General features: G+C 32.4%; 21 protein-coding genes and 1 other RNA gene. 7 read left to right on the top strand and 15 right to left on the bottom strand.

Annotated features, from left to right (window positions below; all coding sequences use genetic code 11):
• Positions 1–30: 30 nt before the first annotated feature.
• From ACFWU4_RS11025 to ACFWU4_RS11000, 6 genes are all read right to left on the bottom strand, one after another.
• Positions 31–1,332 carry an MFS transporter gene (locus ACFWU4_RS11025; RefSeq protein WP_411127799.1) on the bottom strand — a complete coding sequence of 434 codons (1,302 nt, stop codon included), beginning with the start codon at positions 1,330–1,332 and terminating at the stop codon, positions 31–33.
• 70 nt (positions 1,333–1,402) lie between these two features.
• Positions 1,403–2,227 carry a M48 family metallopeptidase gene (locus ACFWU4_RS11020; RefSeq protein WP_411127797.1) on the bottom strand — a complete coding sequence of 275 codons (825 nt, stop codon included), beginning with the start codon at positions 2,225–2,227 and terminating at the stop codon, positions 1,403–1,405.
• A gap of 88 nt (positions 2,228–2,315) precedes the next feature.
• Positions 2,316–4,724 (bottom strand): TIM-barrel domain-containing protein, encoded by a 2,409-nt coding sequence (locus ACFWU4_RS11015; protein ID WP_411127795.1) that lies wholly within the window; start codon positions 4,722–4,724, stop codon positions 2,316–2,318.
• A 221-nt stretch (positions 4,725–4,945) separates the two neighbouring features.
• Positions 4,946–6,862, bottom strand: coding sequence for a 1,4-alpha-glucan branching protein GlgB (gene glgB / locus ACFWU4_RS11010; RefSeq protein ID WP_411127793.1), 1,917 nt, complete (start codon positions 6,860–6,862; stop codon positions 4,946–4,948).
• A gap of 21 nt (positions 6,863–6,883) precedes the next feature.
• Positions 6,884–8,149 (bottom strand): glucose-1-phosphate adenylyltransferase, encoded by a 1,266-nt coding sequence (locus ACFWU4_RS11005; protein ID WP_411127791.1) that lies wholly within the window; start codon positions 8,147–8,149, stop codon positions 6,884–6,886.
• Complete coding sequence (locus ACFWU4_RS11000) at positions 8,146–9,561, bottom strand: glycogen synthase (protein WP_411127789.1); 1,416 nt, start codon at positions 9,559–9,561, stop codon at positions 8,146–8,148. The genes ACFWU4_RS11005 and ACFWU4_RS11000 overlap by 4 nt, the downstream gene beginning before the upstream one ends.
• 160 nt (positions 9,562–9,721) lie before the next feature.
• Here ACFWU4_RS11000 and msrB point away from each other — a divergent pair, with 160 nt between their 5' ends.
• The 3 genes from msrB to lpdA all read left to right on the top strand — a co-directional run bounded on the left by msrB (position 9,722) and on the right by lpdA (position 12,297).
• Positions 9,722–10,207: a peptide-methionine (R)-S-oxide reductase MsrB gene (msrB, locus tag ACFWU4_RS10995; RefSeq protein WP_411127787.1), complete on the top strand. Its 486-nt coding sequence runs from the start codon at positions 9,722–9,724 to the stop codon at positions 10,205–10,207.
• Between the two features lie 101 nt (positions 10,208–10,308).
• Positions 10,309–10,863, top strand: coding sequence for a DUF1572 family protein (locus ACFWU4_RS10990; protein WP_411127785.1), 555 nt, complete (start codon positions 10,309–10,311; stop codon positions 10,861–10,863).
• A 57-nt stretch (positions 10,864–10,920) separates the two neighbouring features.
• Positions 10,921–12,297 carry a dihydrolipoyl dehydrogenase gene (gene lpdA, locus ACFWU4_RS10985; RefSeq protein ID WP_411127783.1) on the top strand — a complete coding sequence of 459 codons (1,377 nt, stop codon included), beginning with the start codon at positions 10,921–10,923 and terminating at the stop codon, positions 12,295–12,297.
• A gap of 105 nt (positions 12,298–12,402) precedes the next feature.
• Here the strand turns inward: lpdA and ACFWU4_RS10980 are convergent, their stop codons facing one another.
• The 3 genes from ACFWU4_RS10980 to ACFWU4_RS10970 form a co-directional block, all read right to left on the bottom strand.
• Positions 12,403–12,876 carry an outer membrane beta-barrel protein gene (locus tag ACFWU4_RS10980; RefSeq protein ID WP_411127781.1) on the bottom strand — a complete coding sequence of 158 codons (474 nt, stop codon included), beginning with the start codon at positions 12,874–12,876 and terminating at the stop codon, positions 12,403–12,405.
• A 2-nt stretch (positions 12,877–12,878) separates the two neighbouring features.
• Positions 12,879–13,298 carry a type II 3-dehydroquinate dehydratase gene (locus tag ACFWU4_RS10975; RefSeq protein ID WP_411127779.1) on the bottom strand — a complete coding sequence of 140 codons (420 nt, stop codon included), beginning with the start codon at positions 13,296–13,298 and terminating at the stop codon, positions 12,879–12,881.
• Positions 13,299–13,375: 77 nt separating this feature from the next.
• Positions 13,376–13,846, bottom strand: a complete 471-nt coding sequence (locus ACFWU4_RS10970; protein ID WP_411127777.1) for an outer membrane beta-barrel protein — start codon at positions 13,844–13,846, stop codon at positions 13,376–13,378.
• Positions 13,847–14,065: 219 nt separating this feature from the next.
• On the opposite strand from ACFWU4_RS10970, the gene xerA reads away from it, so the two are divergent.
• Positions 14,066–14,974, top strand: coding sequence for a site-specific tyrosine recombinase/integron integrase (gene xerA / locus ACFWU4_RS10965; protein WP_411127775.1), 909 nt, complete (start codon positions 14,066–14,068; stop codon positions 14,972–14,974).
• 65 nt (positions 14,975–15,039) lie between these two features.
• Entirely contained in the window at positions 15,040–16,242 is a 1,203-nt protein-coding gene (locus ACFWU4_RS10960) for a sensor histidine kinase (protein WP_411127773.1), read from the top strand.
• Positions 16,243–16,275: 33 nt separating this feature from the next.
• Here ACFWU4_RS10960 and rny read toward each other — a convergent pair whose 3' ends face one another.
• The 4 genes from rny to ACFWU4_RS10940 all read right to left on the bottom strand — a co-directional run bounded on the left by rny (position 16,276) and on the right by ACFWU4_RS10940 (position 18,684).
• On the bottom strand, positions 16,276–17,853 hold the full coding sequence (gene rny / locus ACFWU4_RS10955; RefSeq protein ID WP_411127771.1) for a ribonuclease Y: 1,578 nt from the start codon (positions 17,851–17,853) through the stop codon (positions 16,276–16,278).
• Between the two features lie 55 nt (positions 17,854–17,908).
• A non-coding RNA gene (gene ssrS / locus ACFWU4_RS10950) (6S RNA) lies at positions 17,909–18,029 on the bottom strand.
• 57 nt (positions 18,030–18,086) lie between these two features.
• Positions 18,087–18,374, bottom strand: coding sequence for a cell division protein ZapA (locus ACFWU4_RS10945; RefSeq protein ID WP_411127769.1), 288 nt, complete (start codon positions 18,372–18,374; stop codon positions 18,087–18,089).
• 19 nt (positions 18,375–18,393) lie between these two features.
• The gene (locus tag ACFWU4_RS10940; protein ID WP_411127767.1) at positions 18,394–18,684 is read right to left on the bottom strand and encodes a hypothetical protein; all 291 of its coding nucleotides are present in this window, start codon (positions 18,682–18,684) and stop codon (positions 18,394–18,396) included.
• A 178-nt stretch (positions 18,685–18,862) separates the two neighbouring features.
• On the opposite strand from ACFWU4_RS10940, the gene ACFWU4_RS10935 reads away from it, so the two are divergent.
• Together ACFWU4_RS10935 and ACFWU4_RS10930 are read left to right on the top strand one after the other, a co-directional pair.
• Positions 18,863–20,551, top strand: coding sequence for a M23 family metallopeptidase (locus tag ACFWU4_RS10935; protein ID WP_411127765.1), 1,689 nt, complete (start codon positions 18,863–18,865; stop codon positions 20,549–20,551).
• 10 nt (positions 20,552–20,561) lie between these two features.
• Positions 20,562–23,027: a TonB-dependent receptor gene (locus ACFWU4_RS10930; protein ID WP_411127763.1), complete on the top strand. Its 2,466-nt coding sequence runs from the start codon at positions 20,562–20,564 to the stop codon at positions 23,025–23,027.
• Here the strand turns inward: ACFWU4_RS10930 and ACFWU4_RS10925 are convergent.
• Positions 23,024–24,463: a cell wall anchor protein gene (locus tag ACFWU4_RS10925; RefSeq protein WP_411127761.1), complete on the bottom strand. Its 1,440-nt coding sequence runs from the start codon at positions 24,461–24,463 to the stop codon at positions 23,024–23,026. The genes ACFWU4_RS10930 and ACFWU4_RS10925 overlap by 4 nt on opposite strands.
• A 321-nt stretch (positions 24,464–24,784) precedes the next feature.
• Positions 24,785–26,197, bottom strand: a complete 1,413-nt coding sequence (locus tag ACFWU4_RS10920) for a cell wall anchor protein (protein WP_411127759.1) — start codon at positions 26,195–26,197, stop codon at positions 24,785–24,787.
• Between the last annotated feature and the right edge of the window lie 68 nt (positions 26,198–26,265).

The raw sequence follows: 26,265 nt of genomic DNA, 5'->3' as shown, positions 1-26,265 counted from the left end.
GAAAAGGATGAGCGTTTTGCTTGTCCTTTTTTATAAATCTTTTTTAGGAATTCTAAAAAGCAAAACAATTCCCAATAAAAAAAACACAAATAAGAATAATATGGAGTTACGCATACTACCTGTAATCTGGTCTATAAAACCGTAAATAAGCATACCAATAACAATACCTATCTTCTCTGCAACATCATAAAAACTGAAATAAGATGTTGTATCTTCTGTATCTGGCAAAAATTTAGAATATGTAGATCTTGCTAAAGATTGAATACCTCCCATAACCAAACCTACTAATGATGCAGCAATATAGAACTCCATTGGTGATTTCATAAAATAGGCATAAAAACAAAGTGCCATCCAAATGAAATTGACTGCAATAAGTGTTTTTATGTTACCAAATTTTGAAGAAGCTCTAGACGTTAAAAAAGCACCTAATATAGCTACCAATTGAATTACCAATATACTTGAGATGAGTCCTGTGGTTTTAGCTTCATCACTTCCCCAAGCAATCTCTTCTTCGCCAAAATAAACAGCAACGAGCATAATGGTTTGTACCGCCATACTAAATACAAAAAATGCATATAAATAACGCTTTAATCTTAGGTTCTGCTTAAGCTGATTCCAGACACCTTTAAGCTCTTTAAACCCATTAAAGATTATAGATTTAGTGACTTTATGTCCTGAAGATGATCCTTTAGGCAATATATAAAATGTGTATTGGCTAAATAAGGCCCACCAGATACCAACAGTAATAAATGAATAGCGCATCATTTGCATTTTATCCTCACCAGTTTCTTGACTCATAACCATCACTAAATTGATTATAAGCAATAGTACGCTGCCAAAATAGCCCATACTAAAACCCTTTGCACTTATGCTGTCTTGCTGTTCTTCAAAAGCAATATCAGGTAAATACGAATTATAAAAGACCAAACTTCCCCAATATCCTATCAATCCCATAAAATAGAATAATAAACTTAAATGAATTCTATCAGGCTCTATACTAAACCAATACAGTCCAATACAGCCAACAGATCCGACATAGCAAAAGAATTTCATGAAGTTTTTCTTATTCCCAACATAATCTGCAATACCAGAAAGAATGGGAGATAAAACAGCAACTACGAGGAATGTAAATGCTGTAACAAAAGTAATTAGTGCCGTACTCTTAAATTCATAACCGAAAGCCGTAACCTTCTTAATCTCAGTAAGAAATAATGCTGAATAAAAAATTGGAAATATAGACGATGCAATAGTTAAGGTATACACCGAATTTGCCCAATCGTAAAATGCCCAGGCATTGAGAAGCTTTTTGCTTCCTTTTTTAAGTTCGCTCATAATATTTAAATAAGAAAAGCTGTCCAAAAAGGACAGCTTCTAAATTAGTCAAATATTATTTAATCTAATATTAATTTATAGGTCTAAACGATGTAACCCCAAATTTCTTTGCTTCAGCTTTAGCCTTAGGAGCTAACGCCTGCAAATTAGCAATACGAGAATCATTACTAGGATGTGTACTTAAAAATTCCGGTGGTGCTTGTCCTCCGCTGTTAGCTTTCATACGTTTCCATAGTTCCGCACCTTCATCTGGGTTGTAACCAGCTACTGCCATTAGATAAGATCCAATTCTATCAGCTTCAGTTTCGTGACCTCTACTAAACGGCAACATACCACCAACATTAGAAACGATACCAAATGCTTGATTATATAAACCAAGATTTTCATCATTAGCTAAAGCTATATTACCTGCTACAGCGATACCTTGTTGTAAATAGGCAGCACTCATACGTTGCTGACCATGGTTTGCTAAAGCATGTGCAACTTCGTGTCCCATAATAGCGGCAACACCAGTTTCATTTTGTGCAATTGGAAGGATACCTGTATAAAAAGCAATTTTACCTCCTGGCATGCACCATGCATTAACTTGTTCTGATTGAATGAGTTTGTATTCCCATTTATAATCATCTAAATAGCCTTGATGACCATTTGCATTTAACCAACGTTCTGCGGCCACTGCTATACGCTGACCTACTCTGGTAATCATCTCAGAATCTTTTGTACCAGTAACAACCTCGTTTTCTGATAAGACTTGATTGTACTGTGCAAATGCAGATGGGAAAAGTTGATCATTTCCAACAAATGCCATCGTTTTTTTACCTGTGAATGGATTTGTTGCACATGATAAGACAACAAAAATAATACCTACTGATACTATCGTGTTTTTAAAATTCATAGCTAATGGTTTTTAATTGTAAATTACTAAAGTACGAAATCAAATCGTATATAAATTTAGACACTGAAATAACTTACAAGTCACTTCTTTACTTAATACCTTTAATGTGTAACTCAGAAAAATTCTTATCTACAACAAAAGAATTTGTTCCATTAGATTTTAAATCTTTTAAAGAAATAGTTTCATTATCTAATTCTAGTTCAGTGATTTCAAATGGCAAACCATGAATTTGAATCTTAAAAGTATCATATGGAGTAATAAATTTACCCTCCTTGTGTTGGTTTATGATTAATTCGTCTACTCTACCTGTTAAATTAAAAGTTCTTAAGCTAAAACGGCCTTTAGTGTAATCAAAACCATCATTTGCATCACTAAACAACTCACTCTTTTCTTTACCTTTTTTATAGTAAACATCAAGGGTGATTTCCTTAATTTCTTTTTCTCCTACATACTGTTGAATAGGATATTTAGGTACAATAGCACCTTCCTTTATAAAAATTGGCATGCTATCTATATCAGCGTCAACCCACATTTCTCGTCCCCCTTTAACCACTTCATCTGACCAGAAATTGTACCATTTACCTTTAGGTATATACATGCGTCTTCCCTTAGCATTTGGTTCTAATACAGGACATGCTAAAATTTGTTCGCCAAAAATAAATTCGTCAGTTCTATAATGCGTCTGCACATCTTCTTGATCGTATAAAACAAGAGATTTTAGTAATGGCATTCCATGATCCACATAATTCCAAAAAGCAGTATATAGATATGGTAATAACTGATATCTTATTTCAATAAACTTTCTTACAATATCTGTCACATCTTCATCGAAAGCCCAAGGTTCTTGGTCTCCATGATCTCCGGAAGAATGCACTCTAAAAAATGGATGAAAAACACCTAGTTGTATCCAGCGCGTAAATAACTCACCTTGTGGTTGTTCTGCAAATCCACCAATATCACTACCTGCAAATGAAAAACCAGACATAGCCATGCGTTGTGCCTGTATGTTTGCAATCCATAAATGCTCCCAAGTAGCAACATTATCTCCGGTCCATGTCGATGTATAACGCTGCGTACCAGAATAAGCAGAACGTGTTATTACAAAAGGACGTTTTGGATGGGAATATTTTTTTAAACCTTGATAGGTTGCCCTTGCCATCTGCATACCATAAATATTATGGGCCTTTCTATGACTACAAGGATTTCCATCATAATCGTGACGCACATCATCAGGGAAAGTTTTGTTAGGCACCTCCATAACAGCAGGCTCATTCATATCATTCCAAACCCCTTTAATACCTATATCTTCTATTAACTCTTTAAATAAACCAGACCACCAGTCACGTACTTCAGGGTTTGTAAAATCTGGGAAATAGCATTCTCCAGGCCAAACTTTACCCTTCATATAGTCACCATCTGCGCGCTTACAGAAATAGTCTTTCTCTAGCGCTTCTTTAAAAACAGAATAATCTTTATCAATTTTAATACCCGGATCAATAATAGCGACGGTCTTAAAACCGTCATCCATTAATTCCTTAACCATTCGCTTTGGGTCTGGAAAATAGTCCTTGTTCCAAGTAAAACAACGAAAGCCCTCCATGTAATCAATATCTAAATAGATGGCATCGCATGGAATCTGTAATTTTCTAAACGTAGAAGCAATATCTTTCACCTTACTTTCTGGGTAATAACTCCATTTACACTGATGAAAGCCAAGTGCCCAAAGTGGTGGCAAATGATGTGGTTTACCTGTTAAATCTGTATAACTTTCAACAACATCATTCATTTTTGGTCCGTAGAAAAAATAGTAATTCATTTCGCCACCTTGCGCCCAAAAACTTGTTACATTTCTGCGCTCTTGTGCAAAATCAAAAGAGGTCATAAATGTATTATCAAAAAAGATACCGTAGGCTTTACCGTGATGTAAACCTGTATAAAACGGAATCGCTTTATAGATAGGATCTGTATCCTTTCCATAAGCGTAAGAATCCGTTACCCAATTGTTATAACGTTTACCTTTTAAATTCAAGTGGTTTGGTTTATCCCCTAAACCATAATAACTCTCCCCATCATTAGATACCTTACTCATTTTAACAATGTTACCACCATTATGATAATTCTCTTCCCAATGAAATCCGCCTTCGTCTTGATTTATAAGGGTGCCATCTGAAACATCATATATAGAGACACGAAGGCTTTCTTTAGAAATCTCACATCTTAATTTCGACGTGATTATTATATAACTTTCGTCTTCGTCTTTAATTTCTAATTTGTTGTACCCAAAACTGGCATATTTCGTAATTGCATAAGAAAAATCATTGTCAAAATTACCTACTGTAGTATATCTAAAGCGAAGAACACTGTCCCGTACAACGGTAAGTTGAAGAATAACATCATTATCTGTTGTGAAATATAATGTATCAACATCTTTCTTAAAATCTATTATTTTTGATGGGAATAAATTTCCCTTATTTTCTAATTCTGTATTTACAATCATAGCATTATTTCATTTGTAAAAGAATAACAAAAAAACGGAAAAAATAGAACTAAAAAAAACGTAGAACTCTGTATTTATAACTTATTACAAACTATTACGTTTTTGTTGTTCAATTTTGAAGGAATGATAATTTTAGAGGAATTTATTGGGGATTTAATGCTGAAAACCTAGAAAAAAGAATAGTAAGTTTTCTAGATAAAAGCACTTCAATACATTTTCTCTTATTTCTTTTTTACATATTTCAAAATAACTAGACCTAACGGTGGAATATTAACATCTGCAGATTGATTTTTAAAATGCCAAGGCTCAGCTTTAATAGTTAGTACTTTATTTTTATAATTACCACTACCAAAATAAATTTCTAAATCACTATTAAACACTTCTTTGAGTTTTCCTTTTCTAGGTAGTCCAATTTTGTAACTTTCTTTTGGAATAGGCGTCATATTGCACGCAACTATTAAATCGTCTTCTTCATTGGTCCCTTTTCTAATATATGTAAATACTGAATTTTCAGAGTCATTATAATCAATCCACTCGAATCCTTCTGCTGAAAATTGTTTTTGGTGCAATGCTGGCTGGTTTTTGTAAAGTGCATTTAAGTCTTTTATGAATTTTTGCACTCCTTTATGAGGTGCATATTCTAATAAATGCCAATCTAAACTAGTTTCAAAATTCCATTCACCACTTTGCCCAAATTCAGCGCCTTGAAATAATAAGTTCGTTCCTGGGTGCGTAAACATATAACCATATAATAATCTAAGATTAGCAAAACGCTGCCATTCATCACCAGGCATTCTTCCTAATATCGACTTTTTACCATATACAACTTCATCATGACTTAAAGGCAACATAAAGTTTTCTGTAAAGGCATATGTCATCGAGAACGTTAGATCATTTTGGTGAAATTGTCTATAGATAGGTTCCTTTGTAAAATACTGTAATGTATCATGCATCCAACCCATCATCCATTTCATTCCAAACCCAAGGCCTCCCATAAAGGTTGGTTTCGATACCATCGGAAAAGCTGTAGATTCTTCAGCTATGGTTTGTACATCTGGAAATGATGAATAAACGGCCTCATTCATTTCTCTTAAAAATGCCATGGCTTCGAGATTCTCTCTGCCTCCATACATATTCGGCTCCCATTCACCATCTTCCCTACTGTAGTCTAGAAATAGCATGGAGGCAACTGCATCTACGCGCAAACCGTCGGCATGATATTGATCAAGCCAAAAAATAGCATTACTTATTAAAAACGACTTTACTTCATTACGACCATAATTAAAAATTAAACTTTTCCAATCGTTATGATAACCCTTTCTTGGGTCTGGGTGCTCGTACAATGCACTTCCATCAAAAAAACCAAGTCCATGAGCGTCTTCTGGAAAATGCGACGGTACCCAATCTAAGATAATTCCTATATCATTTTGATGTAATTTATCTACTAAGAGCTTAAATTCTTCTGGATACCCAAACCTGGATGTTGGTGCAAAATAACCTGTAACTTGATAACCCCAAGATGGATCATACGGAAACTCCATAACTGGCATTAATTCTACATGAGTAAAGTTCATTTCCTTTACATAAGAGACTAATTCGTCAGCCATCTCAACATAAGACAAAAAGCGCCCTTCCTCTACCTTCTTTTTCCAGGATCCTAGATGAACTTCGTAAACAGAATAAGGAGCATCTAAGGCATTATGCTGCTTTCGTTTTTTCATCCATTTGCTATCTTTCCATTTATAAGGTTCATCCCAAACAATAGACGCTGTTTTAGGGTTATGCTCATAACGTCTTGCGTAAGGATCTGCCTTCTCGGTTTTAATGCTGTTATTGTTACTCTCTATTTTGTATTTGTACTTTGTACCTTTTCCTGCACCAGGAATAAAACCTTCCCAAATGCCACTAGAGTCCCAACGTACATTTAATTTATGCTCTCCTTCGGACCAAAAATTAAAATCACCTACAACGGAAACCATTTTTGCACTCGGAGCCCAAACAGCAAAATAAACGCCTTCTACTCCGTCTACAGTAGTAATATGAGAACCAAATTTTTCGTACAAACGGTAGTGCTTACCAGATTTAAATAAATTGATATCAAAATCTGTAAATAAACTATAAGGAATAACTTCTGCCATCTATTATATTAAAATAAATATTTATTTAATCACTGTTCCTTTAGGAATAGTCGCATCTTTTTTAATAACTACAATTCCATCTTTTATAAAGTAGCTATCTGTCTCTTTGTCCTCTAAATGTTTTCCACCTTCAATTCTTACATCATCACCAATTCTACAATTTTTGTCAACTATACAATAATTTATAAAGCATCCGTTACCAATACCTAAAAGATTTTCTATGCTATTATTCTCCATGTCATTTAATGACTCATAAGAATCATTACCCATCATATATGTATTTTGCACTATAGAATTTTTGCCAATTCTAGATCGAATACCAATAACACTTTTCTCTATTTTTTCGGCATGAATAATACAACCATCTGCAATCACAGAATTATTTAAAATAGTACCTGAGATTTTAGATGTTGGTAAAATTCTTGCTCTAGTATAAACCCTATTATTATCATATAAATTAAATTTAGGAATGTCGTCTGTTAGTCCTAAATTAGCTTCAAAAAACGACTCTATCGTTCCAATATCTGTCCAATAGCCTTCATATTGATAGCTAAGCGTTTTATGTTTGTGTATGGATTGCGGGATAATCTCTTTTCCAAAATCTATCGTATCCGGATCCTCCATTAGCTTTATTAATAAATCTCTATTGAAAATATAAATTCCCATAGAAGCTAGGTAATTTCTACCTTCTTTTTCCATTTCCACTCCTACATCCGAAGTCCAATCTGGTAATAATTCTGATGCTGGTTTTTCTATAAAGGAAGTGATTATATTTTCATCATTCGTTTTTAAAAGCCCAAAACCAGTAGCATCTTTTGCATTAACAGGATAAGTCGCAATAGTTATTTCTGCGTTACTTTCTTTATGCTTTTTTATCATATCCTCTAAATCCATATTATACAACTGATCACCAGATAGAATTAAGGCATATTCAAAATCATTACGTAAAAAATGATGCATACTTTGTCTAACCGCATCAGCTGTGCCTTGAAACCATTTATCACTTTGCATAGTCTGCTCTGCAGCTAAAACATCGACAAAAGCACTACTAAAAAAACTAAAATGATAAGTGTTTTTTATGTGTTGATTTAGCGACGCAGAATTAAACTGAGTTAATACATACATGCGCTTTATATCATTATTAATACAATTAGAAATAGGAATATCCACTAATCTATATTTACCAGCAATTGGTACAGCTGGTTTAGATCTATCTGCAGTTAGTGGGTATAATCTGGAGCCTTGGCCTCCTCCCAAAATAATTGATAATACACTTTCGTTAATCATAATTTAGCTTTTTTAATGGATTTATATAATTGCATATATTTTTTCGCAGAATTGTCCCAAGAATGGTCAATTTTCATAATGCGTTTCTTCGTTTTTTTTAGCTCTTTTTTATTTGAATAAAAAGCTGTTGCTCTTTCTATAGATAAACAAATGTCTTTTACACTCGTATTCTGATGCACAAAACCAAAACCTTCATCCTCTATATCTACTATAGTGTCTTTTAGACCACCTATATTGCGAACAATTGGTATGGTGCCATATCGCAATGAATACATTTGATTTAATCCGCAAGGCTCTACTCTAGAAGGCATCAATAAAAAATCAGCTCCAGCGTAAATTATATGAGACAATCTTTCATCATAACCAATAAAGGCATTATACTTTCCTTCGTGTTCTTTCTTCAAAACATTTAATCCGCCTTCTGTAATTGGGTTTCCTGACCCTAAGAGTAATATTGAAATATCATTATTATTTAACGCAACATCAAAAGCATCTGGAAATAAATCAGATCCCTTCTCTCCTACTAATCTACCTATAAAAGCAAATAAAGGTTTATCTTGATCTAGGTCATATTCATTACAAAGCCACTTTTTATTAGCTTTTTTGCCGGCCTCAACTGTAGACACCTTATAATTTTTAATGAGATAAGTATCGGTTTCTGGGTTCCATACTTCAGTATCAACACCATTTAAAATACCAACAGTTTTTGCACTTTCATGACGCAGAAGACCTTCTAATCCATTGGCATCTTGTTTCAATTCTTCCATATAACTAGGTGATACTGTGGTAACACGCCAAGCGCATTTAATCGCTGCAGCTAAGGGATTTATAGTGCCATTCCAATCCAGAAGACCAATATTATCGAGATTAAAGTCTGGTATTTTATATAAGTTGTTATAACCAAACCAGCCTTGGTATTGGGCATTATGAATTGTAGTAACTACTGGTATTTTATTTAAAGATTCATAACAATAACATTCTTGTAACATAAAAGGAACTAATCCTGTATGATGATCATGGCAATGAATATATTTAGGCTTCTTCTTTAAGGTCAGCATCCAATCTAAAACTGCTATTTGAAATGCCAGAAAACGGTCCGTATCATCAGCTGAATAAACGTAATCTTTAAAAAGTAACTCTTGAATATCTACAAAGAAAATATCGAAATCAAGGACATTAGATTTTAATTTTAAAATACTATAGTCATATTCATTATGTCCTAGACTAACTCTAGCACTATAAATAGTTTTAAACGTATGCTTTTGCGTAAATGTATTATTATAAAACGGCATTACAACACTACTGTCACCACCTAACTGGTTTTGATATTTTGGCAAAGCGCCAACAACATCAGCTAGACCACCTACTTTGGCAATTGGATAACATTCTGCACTTACATGCATTATTCTCATTTGTTCTTAGTTAGTATTTAGTTTTTAAATTTAACAATTAATTAGTTAAGATTCATAGCATTCCTTTTATTATTATTAATTAAAAATTTATATCGATTTCGTAATTAAGTAATATCATTTTCGACTTATGATATTATAAAATAATCATTAAATTTATATCATGAAAAAGATACTATCAATACTCATTTTAAGTTTTATTTTTAGCTGCAATAGTTCAGCCCAAAAAAAAGAGGTAAAAGAGAAAGAAACTTTCCCTGTAACAAAAACTGAAGCAGAATGGAAAGAACAACTCACTGAAAAACAATATTATATATTAAGAAAAGCAGGTACAGAACGCCCATTCTCTAGTAGTTTGAATAAAAATTACAAAAAGGGAGTTTACCATTGTGCAGCTTGCGATACACCATTATTTAAAAGTGAACATAAATTTGATTCGGGAACAGGATGGCCAAGTTTCGACAGAGAAATCAAAGGAAACGTAGCTTATGGCACTGATAATAACTTAGGATATTCTAGAGACGAAGAGCATTGCGCAAATTGTGGTGGTCATCTTGGCCATGTTTTTAATGATGGACCGAGAGAAACTACAGGTAAACGTCATTGTATAAATGGTATCGCTTTAAAGTTTGTTCCTTCAGAAGGATAAATTAGAAAGTGAAAACAGAAATAGCGATATAACATCTAACTATCATTATTAATAGTTTCTAAGATGTTATATCGCTAATTTATGCTACATAATTAAATTTTATGGAATCATCTTATTTATCTAGTGTAATAAAACAATTTGAATATTATAAAAGTCTAGGTTATAAAACAATAACTAGACTATCATATGACGAATTAAAAAAAGAGTTTGAGGAAGATTCTAATTCAATAGCAATTATAGTCAAACATATCGTTGGAAATATGTTAAGTCGCTGGACAAATTTTTTAATCGAAGACGGTGAAAAAAAATGGCGTAAACGTGATGAAGAATTTGAAGACACATATGTCTCAAAAGAAAATTTAATCAACTCATGGAACAAAGGTTGGGATTGTTTATTCAGTGCAATCAAATCATTATCTAACGAAGATTTAGTTAAAATTATTTACATAAGAAATCAAGGTCATACAGTTACAGAAGCCATTAATAGGCAAATGATGCACTATGCCTATCACATTGGTCAGATTGTATTTTTAGGAAAACTTATAAAAGGTACAAATTGGGAATCACTTTCTATTGCAAAGGGACTATCTAAAGATTATAACAACGATAAGTTTAAAAAAAATAAAGGTCTAAGACATTTTACTGAAGACCTTTAATATTACGTTTTGGTTTTGTAAATTTGTTCCTTCAAAATTCAACTAAAAAATTGACGCATGAGTAAATACGATATTATAGTTTTAGGAAGCGGTCCTGGTGGCTATGTTACTGCAATTAGAGCATCTCAATTAGGTTTTAAAACAGCCATTGTAGAAAAAGAAAGCCTTGGTGGTGTATGTTTAAATTGGGGTTGTATTCCGACTAAAGCCTTATTGAAATCTGCTCAAGTATTCGAGTATTTAAAGCATGCTGAAGATTACGGTTTAAAAGTAAAAGACGCGGAACACGATTTTGATGCTGTAGTTAAAAGAAGTCGTGGTGTTGCTGATGGAATGAGTAATGGTGTAAAGTTTTTAATGAAAAAGAACAAAATCGACGTTATTGAAGGTTATGGGAAATTAAAAACTGGTAAGAAAGTTGATGTTGATGGTACTGAATATTCAGCAGATCATATAATTGTTGCAACAGGAGCAAGATCTAGGGAGTTGCCAAGTTTACCACAAGATGGCAAAAAAGTAATAGGTTATAGACAAGCCATGACTTTAGAAAAGCAACCTAAGAAAATGATTGTTGTTGGTTCTGGTGCGATAGGAGTAGAATTTGCTTATTTCTATAATTCAATGGGAACAGAAGTTACTATTGTAGAATATTTAGATAAAATCGTTCCTGTTGAAGATGACGAGGTATCAAAGCAATTAGAACGTAGTTTTAAAAAATCTGGAATTAAGATAAAAACATCTGCAGAGGTAACTTCTGTTGATACTTCTGGAAAAGGTGTTAAAGCTACTGTAAAGACTAAAAAAGGGGAAGAAATACTCGAGGCTGACATCCTATTATCAGCAGTTGGTATTAAATCTAATATAGAAAATATTGGACTAGAAGACGTTGGTATTGCAGTAGATAGAGATAAAATCTTAGTTAATGATTATTATCAAACAAATATCCCAGGTTACTACGCCATTGGTGATGTAACACCAGGACAAGCATTAGCGCATGTTGCTTCTGCTGAAGGTATTCTATGTGTAGAAAAAATTGCAGGTCAACATGTTGAAGCGCTAGATTACGGTAACATTCCTGGTTGCACTTATTGTTCCCCAGAAATTGCATCTGTTGGTTTAACAGAGGCACAAGCAAAAGAACAAGGACTAGATGTAAAAATTGGTAAATTTCCATTTTCTGCATCAGGTAAGGCAAGTGCTGGTGGAAATAAAGATGGTTTTGTAAAAGTGATTTTTGATGCTAAATATGGCGAATGGTTAGGCTGTCATATGATTGGAGCTGGAGTTACCGATATGATTGCAGAAGCGGTTTTAGGTCGTAAACTTGAAACTACTGGACATGAAGTATTAAAAGCCGTACACCCACACCCAACGATGAGTGAAGCAGTAATGGAAGCTGTTGCTGCTGCTTACGATGAAGTTATACACTTGTAGTATAGGACAATTGATAAACTTTTAAACTTTTAAAAAAGTTAATAGAATATAAAAAAGCGAATCAAAATTAGTTTTGATTCGCTTTTCTTATTTAATTATCAATATCTAAAGTCTATAACCTAAACCTATAAAAATAATATCAGCTGACAGTTCTTCAAACCCTAAAGTATATTTCATATGTGCACTCAATTTTGAACCAAAATCATACTCTAAACTTACATCAGCTCTTACTTTAAAGCTATTGTTAAAAATATCAAAGAAATAGTTTAAACTAGGACCAACAAGAATATGCAATGAATCGTAAATATCGTATTTTAAATAGATGGGTGCATTTATAAATTCAAAATCTCCAACACCTTTATATAATAATTCTGGCTGTATATGAAATCCGTTATCAATTTTAAAATCTACAAAAACACCTCCATAAAAGCCTATGTCAGATTCTGGATTAGTACCAAAACCCCCTTCCGTAACCTTAAAAAACGTAAAATTTAAACCACCCTTTATACCTAACTGAGTTTGGGCGAATAACAAATGTCCTAATGACAAAAAACAAATTAGCAGAATTAACTTTTTCATAATTACAAAATAAAACTTTCAATTGCCAAATTATAACTCTTAAGCCCAAATCCTAGTATAACACCTTTTACGTTGGGAGAAATATAAGATTGATGTCTAAATGTCTCTCTAGCAAATGTATTAGAAATATGCACTTCTATAACTGCAGTTTCTATAGCTTTTACAGCATCACCAATACCAACTGAAGTATGTGTATATGCCGCTGCATTTAAAATAATACCATCATAAGTAAAACCGACCTCTTGTATTTTATCTATAAGCTCGCCTTCAATATTAGATTGAAAATAATCTATGCTAGCACCTTTATAATTTTTCTTTAAAGTAATTAAATAATCGTTAAATGTTTCTTTTCCATAAATCTCTGGCTCACGCTTTCCTAATAAATTTAGATTAGGGCCATTAATAATGATAAGTTTCTTCATAAAGTAAAGGTATTAAAATAAGTGCATAAAAAAACCGAAGTGCAAACTTCGGTTTAATTTATAGAATAAAATCTCTATTAGAATCTATAACCTACACCAACGGTTAAAGTATTAATATCTGCCTCTATATCTCTAGATACTTGAAAAGCATATCTTGCTTCAGCATAGAAATCTTCAGAAATATTATACGATAAACCTGCACCTAAATCAATACCAAACTCACCTTGTTCAACATCTTCTAAAAGATAGTTAACCTGCGGGCCAGCCATAAGACTAAAGTCTTCTGAGATACCATATTTAACCATTACAGGAATATAAAGAGAGTTTAAATCTGAAACAGAACTGTACAAAATTGCTGGTTCAATATCAAATTCTTCACTTAGTTCGAATTGGTAACCTAAACCAAGGTAAAACCCTGATTCACTTCCCGACGCACCAGATACACTGATCGAAACACTGTTGAATCCAGCTTTGGCACTAAAACCTTCTTGTGCATTAATACTAGCAAATGCAAATACTGCAAAAGCAGCTAAAAATAATTTTTTCATAATATTTAAGTTTTTAAAATTGATTATTACAAACTAAAGCCTTTTTTTTAAAATAAGAAAGTATTATAACATAGTTATTAACAATTTAAACAATAATTTATATTAAATAACTGATATTAAGCATTTTAAATTTATTGTTATTAACAATATTTTAAAGAAATACGTTAAATAACGAAGTTTTTTCTCTTATTTTTGAAACTGAAAAGCACGTATATATTAATGAAATGGCTACAAGCAATTAAGGACTACAAACACTATTTATTGATTGAGCGTGGACTATCTCGTAATTCAATAGATAATTACTCTTATGATATAAAGAAGCTTATTAATTATCTTGAAGACAATACAATTTCTGTCTCCCCTCTAGAAATAGATAATGAAGTTATAAAGCAATTTATATACACCATTTCTAAAACTATTAATCCAAGATCACAAAGTCGTATTATATCTGGTCTTAGAAATTTTTTTGACTATCTGATATTTGAAGATTACAGAAAAGACAATCCATTAGATCTTATTGAATCCCCTAAAATTGGAAGAAAACTGCCTGACACTTTATCAGTTAGTGATATTGACCATCTTATATCTCAAATTGATTTAAGTTATCAATATAACAGTATAAATTTAGGCGAGCGCAATAGAGCCATTATAGAAACTTTGTATAGCTGTGGTCTTAGGGTTAGTGAATTAATAGAATTAAAAATTTCCGACCTGTTTTTTGACGAAGGCTTTATAAAGGTTACAGGAAAAGGTAATAAACAGCGATTTGTACCAATCGGATCTAGCACAGAAAAATATATTTTAATCTGGAAAAGTATAAGAAGTCATATTAACGTTCATCCAGACTCAAAAGATATTTTGTTTCTTAATTATAAAGGTAAAAAATTAACAAGAGCTATGATTTTTACAATTATTAAAAAACTTGTTGAAAAATCTGGTATTAATAAAACAGTATCTCCTCACACATTTAGACATTCTTTTGCTACACATTTATTAGAAAATGGTGCTGATCTTAGAGCCATTCAAATGATGCTAGGTCATGAAAGTATCACTACGACTGAGGTCTATATGCACGTCGATCGTTCTCATTTAAGCGAAGTACTCAATAAATTTCATCCTAGAAAATAGTTCTACTTTTTATTATTGTAGTGACTACAAGTTATAAATAGTGTCTTATATAAAAGGATACTACCATGAAATTTTTGGGGCTAAACATAACAGACTTTAAAAGAGATTCTTACACCAAGAATACAAGCTTAAGGAAGAAGAAGAAGAAATACAAAATTGGTTTACAAAATTACAAGCATAAAGTAGCGTTTGAAATTTCAAATATTGGGCTTTGGGATTATAATCCTATAACTAAAAAGGCATATTATTCTAAAGAATCAATAAATATAATAGGGTACAAACCGGGTGAATTAAAAAACATTTCTAAAGAATGGAACGATAGAGTGCATCCTGAAGACAAAGCTGCCTATGATGGTGACTTTACATTACACCTTAATGGAGAATTAGAAATCTATGAAATAGAATACCGAATATTATGTAAGAATGGTAATTACAAATGGATATTAGATAAGGGAAAAGTCATAGAAAGAGATAATGACAACAAACCAACTAGAATTATTGGTACGCATACAGACATTACATTAAGAAAAACAAATGAAAACAAACTAAAGAATAATCTACAACTTATAACAAATCAAAATAAAAGACTTCACAATTTCACTCACATTGTCTCGCACAACTTAAAAACGCATATTGGAAATCTTAAAAATATTCTTGAGTTTTATGATGAAACAGAGAATGAAGAAGAAAAAAAAGATTTAATAAATCATTTAGTTACAATTTCAGACTCATTGACTACAACCATTGTAGACCTTGATGATATTATAAGCATAAAATCAAAAACCAATATAAATCAACTTAATGAGCGTGTTAATCTTTTTGAATGTTCCAATAAAATTATAGATAGCCTAGAGGTAGACATAAAGAGCAAAAACATCAAAATTTTTAACGCCTTAAGAATGGATGATACTTTAATTACAAACAAGTCTTATTTAGAAAGTATTATTTACAACCTAATCTCTAACGGAATCAAATATTCAGATCCAGATAAAGAATCTCAAATACTAATTCAGTCATTACATACCAAAGACACAATAAAAATTTTAATAGCTGATAATGGTATAGGAATAGATATGAATAAATATAATGGTCAAATATTTGAAATGTATCAAACATTCCATGGAACCGAACGAAAAGATTCTAGAGGTATTGGGCTTTATATTACCAAAACTCAAGTTGAAGCATTAAATGGCACTATAGAATTAAACAGTGAACTCAACAAGGGGTCTACATTTAGCCTAACTTTTAAAAAGAAAAAAGCACTATAAAAGTGCTCTTTGTCTATTCTTTCAACAATTTGTTTATTTAGCAATATTAACTGCTCTAGTTTCTCTTATAACAGTAACTTTTACTTGTCCTGGATACGTCATATCCGTTTGGATTTTTTGAGAAATCTCAAAAGATAAGCCTGCGGCCACTTCGTCAGATACTTTTTCACTCTCTACAATGACACGTAACTCTCTACCAGCCTGTATCGCATAAGCTTTCTTAACACCTGGAAAACCAAAGGCTACATCCTCTAAATCCTTTAATCGTTGTATGTAAGAATCTAAAACTTGTCTTCTAGCTCCTGGTCTAGCACCAGATATCGCATCACAAACCTGAATAATTGGTGATAACAATGTTGTCATTTCAATTTCATCATGGTGAGCACCAATAGCATTACAAACCTCAGGTTTTTCACCATGCTTCTCTGCCCATTGCATACCAAGAATAGCATGCGGTGTTTCTACATCTGTTTCTGAAGATGGTACTTTTCCAATATCATGAAGTAGACCTGCACGTTTAGCTAACTTTGGATTTAATCCTAACTCAGCAGCCATAACACCACAGAGTTTAGCCACTTCTCGCGAATGCTGAAGTAAATTCTGTCCATAAGACGATCGGTATTTCATACGACCGACCATTTTTATTAATTCTGGATTTAGACCGTGAATTCCGAGATCGATAACAGTTCGCTTACCAACTTCTATAATTTCTTGTTCTATCTGTTTCTGAGTTTTTCTTACAACCTCTTCTATTCTAGCCGGATGTATTCTACCATCTGTTACTAATTTATGTAGGGATAAACGTGCAATTTCTCTTCTTACAGAATCGAAACAAGATAAAATAATAGCTTCAGGAGTATCATCTACGATAATCTCTACGCCGGTAGCAGCCTCAATCGCTCTAATATTTCTTCCCTCTCTACCTATAATTCTACCTTTTACATCGTCTGATTCTATATTGAATACAGACACACAATTATCAACAGCTTCTTCAGTACCAATACGTTGAATTGTATTAATAATTATTTTCTTCGCCTCTTGTTGTGCCGTTAGTTTCGCCTCTTCTATATGGTTTTGTATAAAGCCCATAGCATCAGTCTTAGCTTCTTCTTTTAAAGATTCCACCAATTGCTCTTTAGCCTCTTCTGCTGATAAAGACGAAATAACCTCTAATTGTTTTATTTGGCTTTTATGAGCCTTTTCAACTTCGTCTTTTTTCTTATCTAAAAATTCTAATCTAAAATCGTAATCCTTAATCTTACTATCTAACGATTGATTAGATTTTTTTGATTTCGATAATTCATTAGATATTTGAGACTCTTTATCTCGGATGCGCTTTTCAGCTTCTGCCATCTTTTTATCTCTAGACAGAATTACTTTTTCATGTTCTGATTTTAGCTCAATAAATTTTTCTTTTGCCTGTAGTATTTTATCTTTCTTCAAAGCATCTGCATCCACCTTTGCTTGTTTCAAAATAGCCTTTGCCTCTCCTTCTGCATTTGAGATTAATTTAGAGGCATTTCCTTTTGCTAAAGATTTTGCTATAATATATCCTAGTATTATTCCTAATACTACTCCTCCTACAACATATAAGATTGTGTTAGTGTCCATGTTTATTGTTTAGTTATTATATAAAAAAAGCCTACATCAGTTTACGGTTTTGTATAAACTCCTTAAAAACAAGTTTAGGGCTAACAAGCTGATCAAAAATCTGTCTAAATACTTACGTATTAACAGCACGATTTTACAACTTCAACTCACCCTTTTTAAAGAATTGATCGTTGAGTTTATCAAAAAATGAAACTAATGTAGGCAGTAACCTTTTATTTTAAAGAACGTGCGAGTTAAATATGAGATTTTAAAAGTTCATTTAAAGCTTTAAGCTTATCCTGTACTTCTTCATTAACATACTCTTTATCTATTGATTTTTGCTCTACTTGAGCCGCAAATTGTAAAGCACACATTGCTAAAACATCTTGCTTATCTCTAACAGAGTAATTCTGCTCAAATTGTCCAATCATAGCCTCAATCTTTTTTGTGGCCTTTCTTAAACCTTCCTCTTGGCTTGGATTTATCGTTAATGGATAGACCCTATTTGCTATTGAAAGTTTAATTTTTAATTGATTTGACATTTAATCTAAATTTACAACTTTATTCTGAAATTTGACCAATACAATGATCAATATCCCTAATAAGTGCATTTATTTTGAGCTTCGTTTCTCGCTTATTTTCGTCACTACCAAGCATTGAATTTGCTATTTTGAGTGTATCATATTTTTCTGCCCAAGATCCTAATTCTTCTTGTTGCATTAAAAGCTTATGCTGTTGCTGCTCTAATTTTTCAGTTAAGCTAGCATTTGTCTTTTTTAAGACTTCTTGCTTATGCAAGACCTTACTAATCTTGTTTTCTAAAGCATCAACAATGTCTTCTATTTTACTCATTAAAGTAATTCAATACTGTTGAAACAAAGTTAACATACCAAATGAAAAAATACAATTCTTTTACAATTATTTTTCATTGACATAACATTAAAGGAATTAGACTGTTAAATAAAATAATCTCGATTTTACGTTTGTATATATTAATCAAATTAATATTTTAGCTTTAATTGATTATTCCATGAAAAAAACACTGCTCCTATTTTTAATTTCACTAACCACTTACGCACAGTCCGAATATCCTCAAGATTATTTTAGAAATCCTTTGGACATAACAATGGTTCTTTCTGGGACATTTGCAGAATTAAGGTCTTCGCACTTTCATGGAGGTCTCGATATAAAGACACAGCAAAAACAAGGATTAAAGGTTTATGCCTCTGCCAAAGGCTACGTGAGCCGTATTAAGATTTCACATTATGGCTATGGTAAAGCGATTTATATTACACACCCAAATGGCTATACAACAGTGTATGGACATTTACAGAAGTTTTCTAAACGTTTAGAAAAATATATAAAAGAATGTCAATACGATAAGGAAAGTTTTGAAGTAGAGGTATTTCCAAGCACGGAAGAGCTTCTTATAGACTCTGATGAAGTTATAGCATATTCTGGTAATACAGGTGGTTCTGGTGGTCCACACTTGCATTTTGAAATTAGAGATAATCAAGAACGTCCAATGAATCCTATGCTGTTTGGTATTGATGTAAAAGATTCTAAAGCTCCATTTGTATCAGCTGTTTATGCTTACCCTAAAGATGAAAACGCTATTATAAACGGAAAAAATAAACGTATGCCACTACGTTTAATTCCACAAAAAAATGGAAGTTATGAAGTCGAGAAAATTACTGCATTTGGTAATATTGGTTTTGGTATAACATCTTATGACAAACAAGATTTAGCACCAAATAACAATGGTGTTAGTAATATTCAAACTTTTTTTAACGGTAATAAAAGTTTAGAAATAGATTTTAAGCGCTTTAGCTTTAGCGAAACAAAACATATTAAACGTTTAATTGATTACGAATATTTTAAATCAAAAAAATCTAGAATTCAAAAATTATTTATTGAAAAGAATAACCCTTTAAGCCTTTATAAAGATGCTTATGATAATGGTTATATAATAGTCGAAGACAGTACCTCATCGGTATATAAAATTAGAGTGAGAGACTATAAGGGTAATGAAACTTGGGTTAATATTCCTGTTAGAGGTAAGTACGAAAAACTGATCAAACCTGAAGCTATACCAGCCACTAATAAATCCTTAGTGTCCAGTGATAAATTTACAACTCTCGAATCTGAAAATGTATCAGTAAATTTTTATAAGAATACGGTATATGAAGATGTTCTTATTGACTTTAGTGTTAGCTCTGATACCATTCATCTTCATGAAGACAAAATTCCACTTCAAAAGAATTTTTATGTTAATTATGACTTAAGTAATTACAAGAGTAAAGATTTAGACAAAATTTTTATTGCGCGCTTATATGGATATTATAAAAAACCAGGATATTTAAATACTAAACGAAAAGGAAATATATTAAGTGCTGGCAGTAAAATTTTTGGAACTTTTACACTAGCGATAGATACAATTAAACCCACTATTAAACCTATTAATTTTCAAAATAAAAAGTGGTTAAGCAAATACCGTTATTTAAAAGTAAAGATAGATGACGATTTATCAGGCATAAGTAAATATAGAGCTACAGTTAATGGTAAATGGATCTTAATGGAGTATGATTATAAAACCGACACTCTGATACACGATTTTAATGATAATATCGTTAATGATACTAAGAATGAATTAAAGATAATTGTTACTGATAATGTTGGAAATAGTTCTACATTTGAAGCAACATTCTTTAGAAAATAAACTAAACTATTTGAAACGCTTACATTTTATTACCTCATTAAGCTTACTTTTTAGTGTGCTATCCTTTTCTCAGTCCTCAATAATTAGAGGTGTTATTTTAGATGAATCCAATCAGCCAATCGAAAATGTAAATATTAAATCATCAACTGGTGAGGGAACGGCTAGCAATAGTAATGGTTTTTATGAGCTAAAAATTCCAATTGGAGTTGAAGTCATTATCGAATTTACACATGTCGGTCATAAACGAGTCGAAGCCAAATTTAATCTCAAAAATGGTCAAGAACTAGAGTTTAATCCTGTCATGAAGATTGAAGTTGAGCAAATTGCAACGGTAGTGATTAATACAAATACAAGACAATCTGTTGATGGCGTTACTTCAATTTCTCCAGAAACAATAAGAACCATAAAAGGAGCTCAACCTGGCGTAGAGAATATTCTAAAGACACTGCCTGGTGTAAATATTTCTAATGAATTAAGTACGCAATACTCAGTTAGAGGTGGGAATTTTGATGAGAATTTGGTTTATGTAAACGAAATAGAAGTTTATAGACCATTCTTAATTCGTTCTGGTAATCAAGAAGGTTTAAGTTTTGTCAATACTGATTTAGTTCAAAATGTAGATTTCTCAGCTGGTGGTTTTCAAGCCAAATATGGTGATAAATTATCGTCGGTTTTAGATATTACCTATAGAAATCCAGTGGCTTTTGGTATAAGAACTGACTTAAGCTTATTAGGTGGAAGTATAGCTGCTGAAGCAGTATCTAAGGATGGGAAATTTTCTGGTATTGCAGGTGTTCGCTATAGAGATAATAGTCTAATATTAAATAATCTTGAGACCGAAGGAAATGTAGAGCCTGTCTTTGCGGATGCTCAGACCTATTTAACGTATCGTTTTTCAGATAAATTTCATTTAAACTTTCTTGGTAATATTTCTTTAAACAAATACAACTTCGAGCCCGAGAATCGACAAACTAATTTCGGGACACTGCAAGAGCCAGTAGCGCTTTTGGTATTTTACGAAGGTCAGGAAGAGGATCAATATCAAACGTATTTTGGGGCGCTCAAAGCAAATTATTTTGTGAATGAAGATTTAACATTAAAATTTATTGCTTCTGCATACCAAACCACAGAGCAAGAATATTTTGACATCTTTGCTCAATATCGATTAGGAGAAGTTAATACCAATATTGGTGATGAGGATTTGGGAGAAGTAGAATTTAGTGAGGGTATTGGTTCTCAATTAACCCATGCTAGAAATGATTTAGATGCACTTATAGTAAATGCTGAGCATCGCGGTGATTATAAAATTGATGATGAAAGCACAGTTGAATGGTCTGTAAAATACACTCACGAAGATATTAGAGATCGCCTGGTTGAATATGAAATTATTGATTCTGCAGGTTTTTCGATTAGACCACCAAATTTTAGTGAACCAAATCTTCAACCTTATGAGGCTTTTTCTGGACCTATTACTGCTTTTGAAAACATAAGAGCACTAAATAAAGTACAAATTGATCGCTTACAAGCTTTTGCTCAATATAGTAAACGAACGTCTTGGGGAAATAGCGATGTGTTTTATAACGTAGGTGTAAGAGCTCATAACTGGACCGTTAGTGGTGAAGGCATAGAAAGCTCAACGCAAACCGTATTCAGCCCACGAGCTCAATTTGCTATAAAGCCAGATTGGGATAAAGATATGTTATTTAGAGTTGCAGGCGGATTATACTACCAACCTCCATTTTACCGAGAACTTAGAGATTCTTCTGGTGTTGTACGACCTAATGTAAAAGCTCAAAAATCTTTTCATATTGTATTAGGTAATGAATATAGTTTTGAGATATGGGATAGACCATTTAAATTGGTCACAGAAGCTTATTATAAAGGGTTAACTGATGTTAATCCATATACTTTAGAAAATGTAAGAATTCGATACAGAGCAAATAATAATGCCACTGCATACGCCTATGGTTTAGATATGAGGCTTAATGGAGAATTTGTACCTGGAACTGAATCATGGTTTAGTTTTGGCTATTTAAAAACTGAAGAAAATATAGACAATAGAGGTTTTATCGCCAGGCCTACTGATCAACGTTTAAAGTTTGGAGCTTTGTTTCAAGATTATGTGCCAAATATGCCAAATTTAAAAATGTACCTCAACCTAGTTTATAATACAGGTGTACCTGGTGGATCACCGAGTTATGCAGATCCGTATGACTTTCAAATTCGTTTAAGAGATTATAGACGGGCTGATTTAGGTATTTCATTAGAACTAATAAACCCATCTAAAACTTATAATTCTGGTTGGAAGAAAAAATTTAAAGAACTATCTCTTGGTTTTGAAATATATAACATGTTCAATAATCAAAACTCAATAACAAACACTTGGGTTAGAGATGTCTACACAAAAAGACAATTCGCCATTCCAAACTTTCTTACACCAAGAGTATTTAATTTAAGGTTATCTGCTAAATTCTAGTTTATACTTAAATTTTCGGAGAAAACAACCAATGTATCACTCCCTGTCCCAGTTAAACGTTGAACAAAAACTTCAATGTAATCACCTTTCTCTAGATTAGCGATGGCATTAATAGCTACATTTTGTATCTGACTATCACTATCTATAAATATCACTGAATTAGACTCTGTAATGACGGTACCATTCTTCGCAATTAAAAAACCATAAAAATCGGACGTAGCACTTAACACTCTTATAGACAAAGAAGCATTGACTTGAAACTGGCGTTGTTCTATACCATCATAAGTCAATCTATTACCTGGTGCTGGAGCCGTAAATCTAAATAAATTATTACCAGAAAAAGTTCCACCACCTTCAATGTTTTGAGCCGTACCATTTGTGATAGTTTGAGTAAATCCTGTGGTAACCGCTCCGGTGTAATAAAAATCTGCTGAAGCACTATTATCATTTTCAATTCTTATTCCAGGACTGTTAATATTCCAATCATTTGAAAAATCATAACCACTATAACTCCCTACAGTATAGCCATCAATAAAAGTACCCAATCCTGAAAAAGGAGTACCGACAATGCTACCAAAGCCAACAGAAGGATTATTACTTACGTCGATACCAGTTGCTCCAGCTGGTACTTTAAAAAAACCACTTATCTTCTCAATTAAATCAAAATTCCCTATGTATGTTTCAAATGTACCTGAGTTACTTTCGAACCATGCTAAATTACTTAGTAAAAGATTATCGATATCTGTAAAAACTATACCATCCGAATTATTAACAATATTAATAATATTGCAAAAAACAACTCCAAAACCTTCTAAATCACCAACTTCTGCAGAATTCGCTATGATGCTGTTTTGAAAAACTAAAGTTTCAGTTGCTGCTGCTGTAATATCAAAAATTTTACTCGCACTAGAAACTAAGGTGAGATTTCTAATACTTCCACCAGTTGTGCCAGAAAATATAGTGCCTGTTGGCTGAAATAGAACATCTTCATTGGCATCTAAACCAGATATGTATGCATTGTTAAGGTCAATTGGAAATGATAAGACCACTGTGCCATTAATTTCATAATACGTATTCGTATCTAATTCATATGTAGTACCGCCACCTGCAACAAGTTCGTCTGCTAAATCTGCAGCAGATTTAACCAACTTATAATTATCCCTTTCAACATTTTGTAAGTCTGAATTAATAATAACCCAGTTCGAAGCTTTATAAAAATAAAACGAGCTTTCGTCAGTATCATATACTAATAAACCATCAGCCGGAGTTGTAATTGCCTCGCGTTGTAAGGTTGTCATCCTTGGAGCTAACATCCCTTTTGTAGTAGATGTAATATCTAAAATTGAAGACGCATCTGGATTTGTGTTACCAACTCCAACTTGAGCAAGTAAAAAATTAGAAAAGAGTAAAAAAAGTAAAAAATTAAACAGTTTCATAACACAATCATTTAAGATCAGTTATAGCCTAAACATGGGATAAATATATACAAAATATCCGATGAAATACATTTTTAATAGATAAAATACATGGCGTGATTCACTAGAAGCTTTAGAAACACCCTATTTTACTGACAAAATTGAAGCAAAAAAAAAAGACAATATATTAGGAATATAAGTAGATTAATAGTCAGATTTTAGGCTAATTTCAATTAAAACAACAGAAATAAAACCTAGAAAAAGACAATTAAAACTTAATTAATACAAAAAACAACTACCCAAATCGATATATTATTAATTCTATAATTCCGAACTAATAAATTAATGGATACTTAAATTTTCTGAAAACACGGCTAAAGTATCAGATCCTGACCCTGTAAGACGCTGTACATAAACCTCTACATAGTCATTAGTCCCAAGTCTAATATTAGCATTCATTGAAATACTTTGTATTTGGTTATTATTATCAATATAAACAATTGAGTTAGATTCTGTAATAAGAGTACCATTTCTAGCTATTGCAAAAGCATAATAATTACCTGCTGCGTTAGTCACTCTTACTGACATAGATACGTTAATATTAAATTCTCTAGTTGTACCTCCTGTATAAGTCAATCTATTATTTCCTCCAGATGCGCTAAATCTTAATAAATTATCCGCATTAAATGTACCACCGCCCTGCACCTCTACCGCTGTTCCGTTAGAAATTGACTGAGTAAAGCCTGTAACTAGATCACCCGTATAATAAAAATTCCCAGATGCACTATCATCAGTTTCTCTTGGAATTCCTTGTGATTCAATATGCCAATTATTATTAAAATTGTAATTTGTATAGGATCCTGTTAAATAACGATTAACATTCTGTCCGGCACCATCAAAATTTACGTTTACGATTGAAGCATTACCTGTAATAGTTGGATTGCTGCTAACATCTATACCAGTTTCACCAGAATCTACAATAACGCAAGCATTTGATAATTGAATATCATCAAAAGTTCCATTTAAAGACAAAAATATACCAGAATTAGTTGAAGCCCAACTAAAATTTGTCATTAAGTATGATGAAATATCAGTAGCTGTAATTCCTGCAGAGTTATTAATAAATTGACCTGTATTAAAGTGAACACTACTCATGTTATTTAACGAACCGATGCTACTGGCATTTGTGTAATTTACAGAAAGTGAAACTAAACTTTCTGAACCTGAACCCGTGATGTTAAAAATTGGACTACTATTTCCTACAATAGTTAATCTTCTTAAATTTCCTCCTGAAGATCCTACAAAAAGAGGTCCTCCAGTATTATTTACCAATTGATCATCTATATTATCTTCACCTTTAAGGTATGCTCCATTCAATACTATTGGAAAATCTACGTTCAGTGAGCCATTAATTTCATACAAATAGGATGAATCTAACAAATATTGCGATCCACCACCTGCGATAAGTTCATCAGATAAATCTGCTAAACTTTTTATTAATTTATGGTTTATACGCTTTTCTGACCCTGAAATTGGCAGCCAGCTACCCGATGAATAATAGTAAAAACTTCGTTCATCTAAATCATAAACCATTAAACCTTCGGCAGGACTTGTAATATCTATACGATCTAAAGTAGACATCCGAGGAACTAGTATTCCTTGACCGTCTGAGTCTAATTCTAATAAAGCAGATGGATCTGGATCTGTCGTACCTATTCCTACTTGTGCATATCCTACACATGTAAATAATAGCATGACCAACAGCCAGCTTTTAGTAGATAAAAACATAATGTTATTAATTAAGGGTGGGCGAACTTAAACAT

It is taken from the genome of Winogradskyella sp. PE311 (assembly GCF_046545555.1).
In the GTDB taxonomy this organism is placed as follows: domain Bacteria; phylum Bacteroidota; class Bacteroidia; order Flavobacteriales; family Flavobacteriaceae; genus Winogradskyella.
This window is presented reverse-complemented; position numbering and strand designations above follow the sequence as displayed.

Coding starts and splice junctions, on each gene's coding strand:
- ACFWU4_RS11025 (WP_411127799.1), bottom strand. CDS start 1,332: ATGAGCGAACTTAAAAAAGGAAGCAAAAAGCTTCTCAATGCCTGGGCA.
- ACFWU4_RS11020 (WP_411127797.1), bottom strand. CDS start 2,227: ATGAATTTTAAAAACACGATAGTATCAGTAGGTATTATTTTTGTTGTC.
- ACFWU4_RS11015 (WP_411127795.1), bottom strand. CDS start 4,724: ATGATTGTAAATACAGAATTAGAAAATAAGGGAAATTTATTCCCATCA.
- glgB (WP_411127793.1), bottom strand. CDS start 6,862: ATGGCAGAAGTTATTCCTTATAGTTTATTTACAGATTTTGATATCAAT.
- ACFWU4_RS11005 (WP_411127791.1), bottom strand. CDS start 8,149: ATGATTAACGAAAGTGTATTATCAATTATTTTGGGAGGAGGCCAAGGC.
- ACFWU4_RS11000 (WP_411127789.1), bottom strand. CDS start 9,561: ATGAGAATAATGCATGTAAGTGCAGAATGTTATCCAATTGCCAAAGTA.
- msrB (WP_411127787.1), top strand. CDS start 9,722: ATGAAAAAGATACTATCAATACTCATTTTAAGTTTTATTTTTAGCTGC.
- ACFWU4_RS10990 (WP_411127785.1), top strand. CDS start 10,309: ATGGAATCATCTTATTTATCTAGTGTAATAAAACAATTTGAATATTAT.
- lpdA (WP_411127783.1), top strand. CDS start 10,921: ATGAGTAAATACGATATTATAGTTTTAGGAAGCGGTCCTGGTGGCTAT.
- ACFWU4_RS10980 (WP_411127781.1), bottom strand. CDS start 12,876: ATGAAAAAGTTAATTCTGCTAATTTGTTTTTTGTCATTAGGACATTTG.
- ACFWU4_RS10975 (WP_411127779.1), bottom strand. CDS start 13,298: ATGAAGAAACTTATCATTATTAATGGCCCTAATCTAAATTTATTAGGA.
- ACFWU4_RS10970 (WP_411127777.1), bottom strand. CDS start 13,846: ATGAAAAAATTATTTTTAGCTGCTTTTGCAGTATTTGCATTTGCTAGT.
- xerA (WP_411127775.1), top strand. CDS start 14,066: ATGAAATGGCTACAAGCAATTAAGGACTACAAACACTATTTATTGATT.
- ACFWU4_RS10960 (WP_411127773.1), top strand. CDS start 15,040: ATGAAATTTTTGGGGCTAAACATAACAGACTTTAAAAGAGATTCTTAC.
- rny (WP_411127771.1), bottom strand. CDS start 17,853: ATGGACACTAACACAATCTTATATGTTGTAGGAGGAGTAGTATTAGGA.
- ACFWU4_RS10945 (WP_411127769.1), bottom strand. CDS start 18,374: ATGTCAAATCAATTAAAAATTAAACTTTCAATAGCAAATAGGGTCTAT.
- ACFWU4_RS10940 (WP_411127767.1), bottom strand. CDS start 18,684: ATGAGTAAAATAGAAGACATTGTTGATGCTTTAGAAAACAAGATTAGT.
- ACFWU4_RS10935 (WP_411127765.1), top strand. CDS start 18,863: ATGAAAAAAACACTGCTCCTATTTTTAATTTCACTAACCACTTACGCA.
- ACFWU4_RS10925 (WP_411127761.1), bottom strand. CDS start 24,463: ATGAAACTGTTTAATTTTTTACTTTTTTTACTCTTTTCTAATTTTTTA.
- ACFWU4_RS10920 (WP_411127759.1), bottom strand. CDS start 26,197: ATGCTATTATTTACATGTGTAGGATATGCACAAGTAGGAATAGGTACG.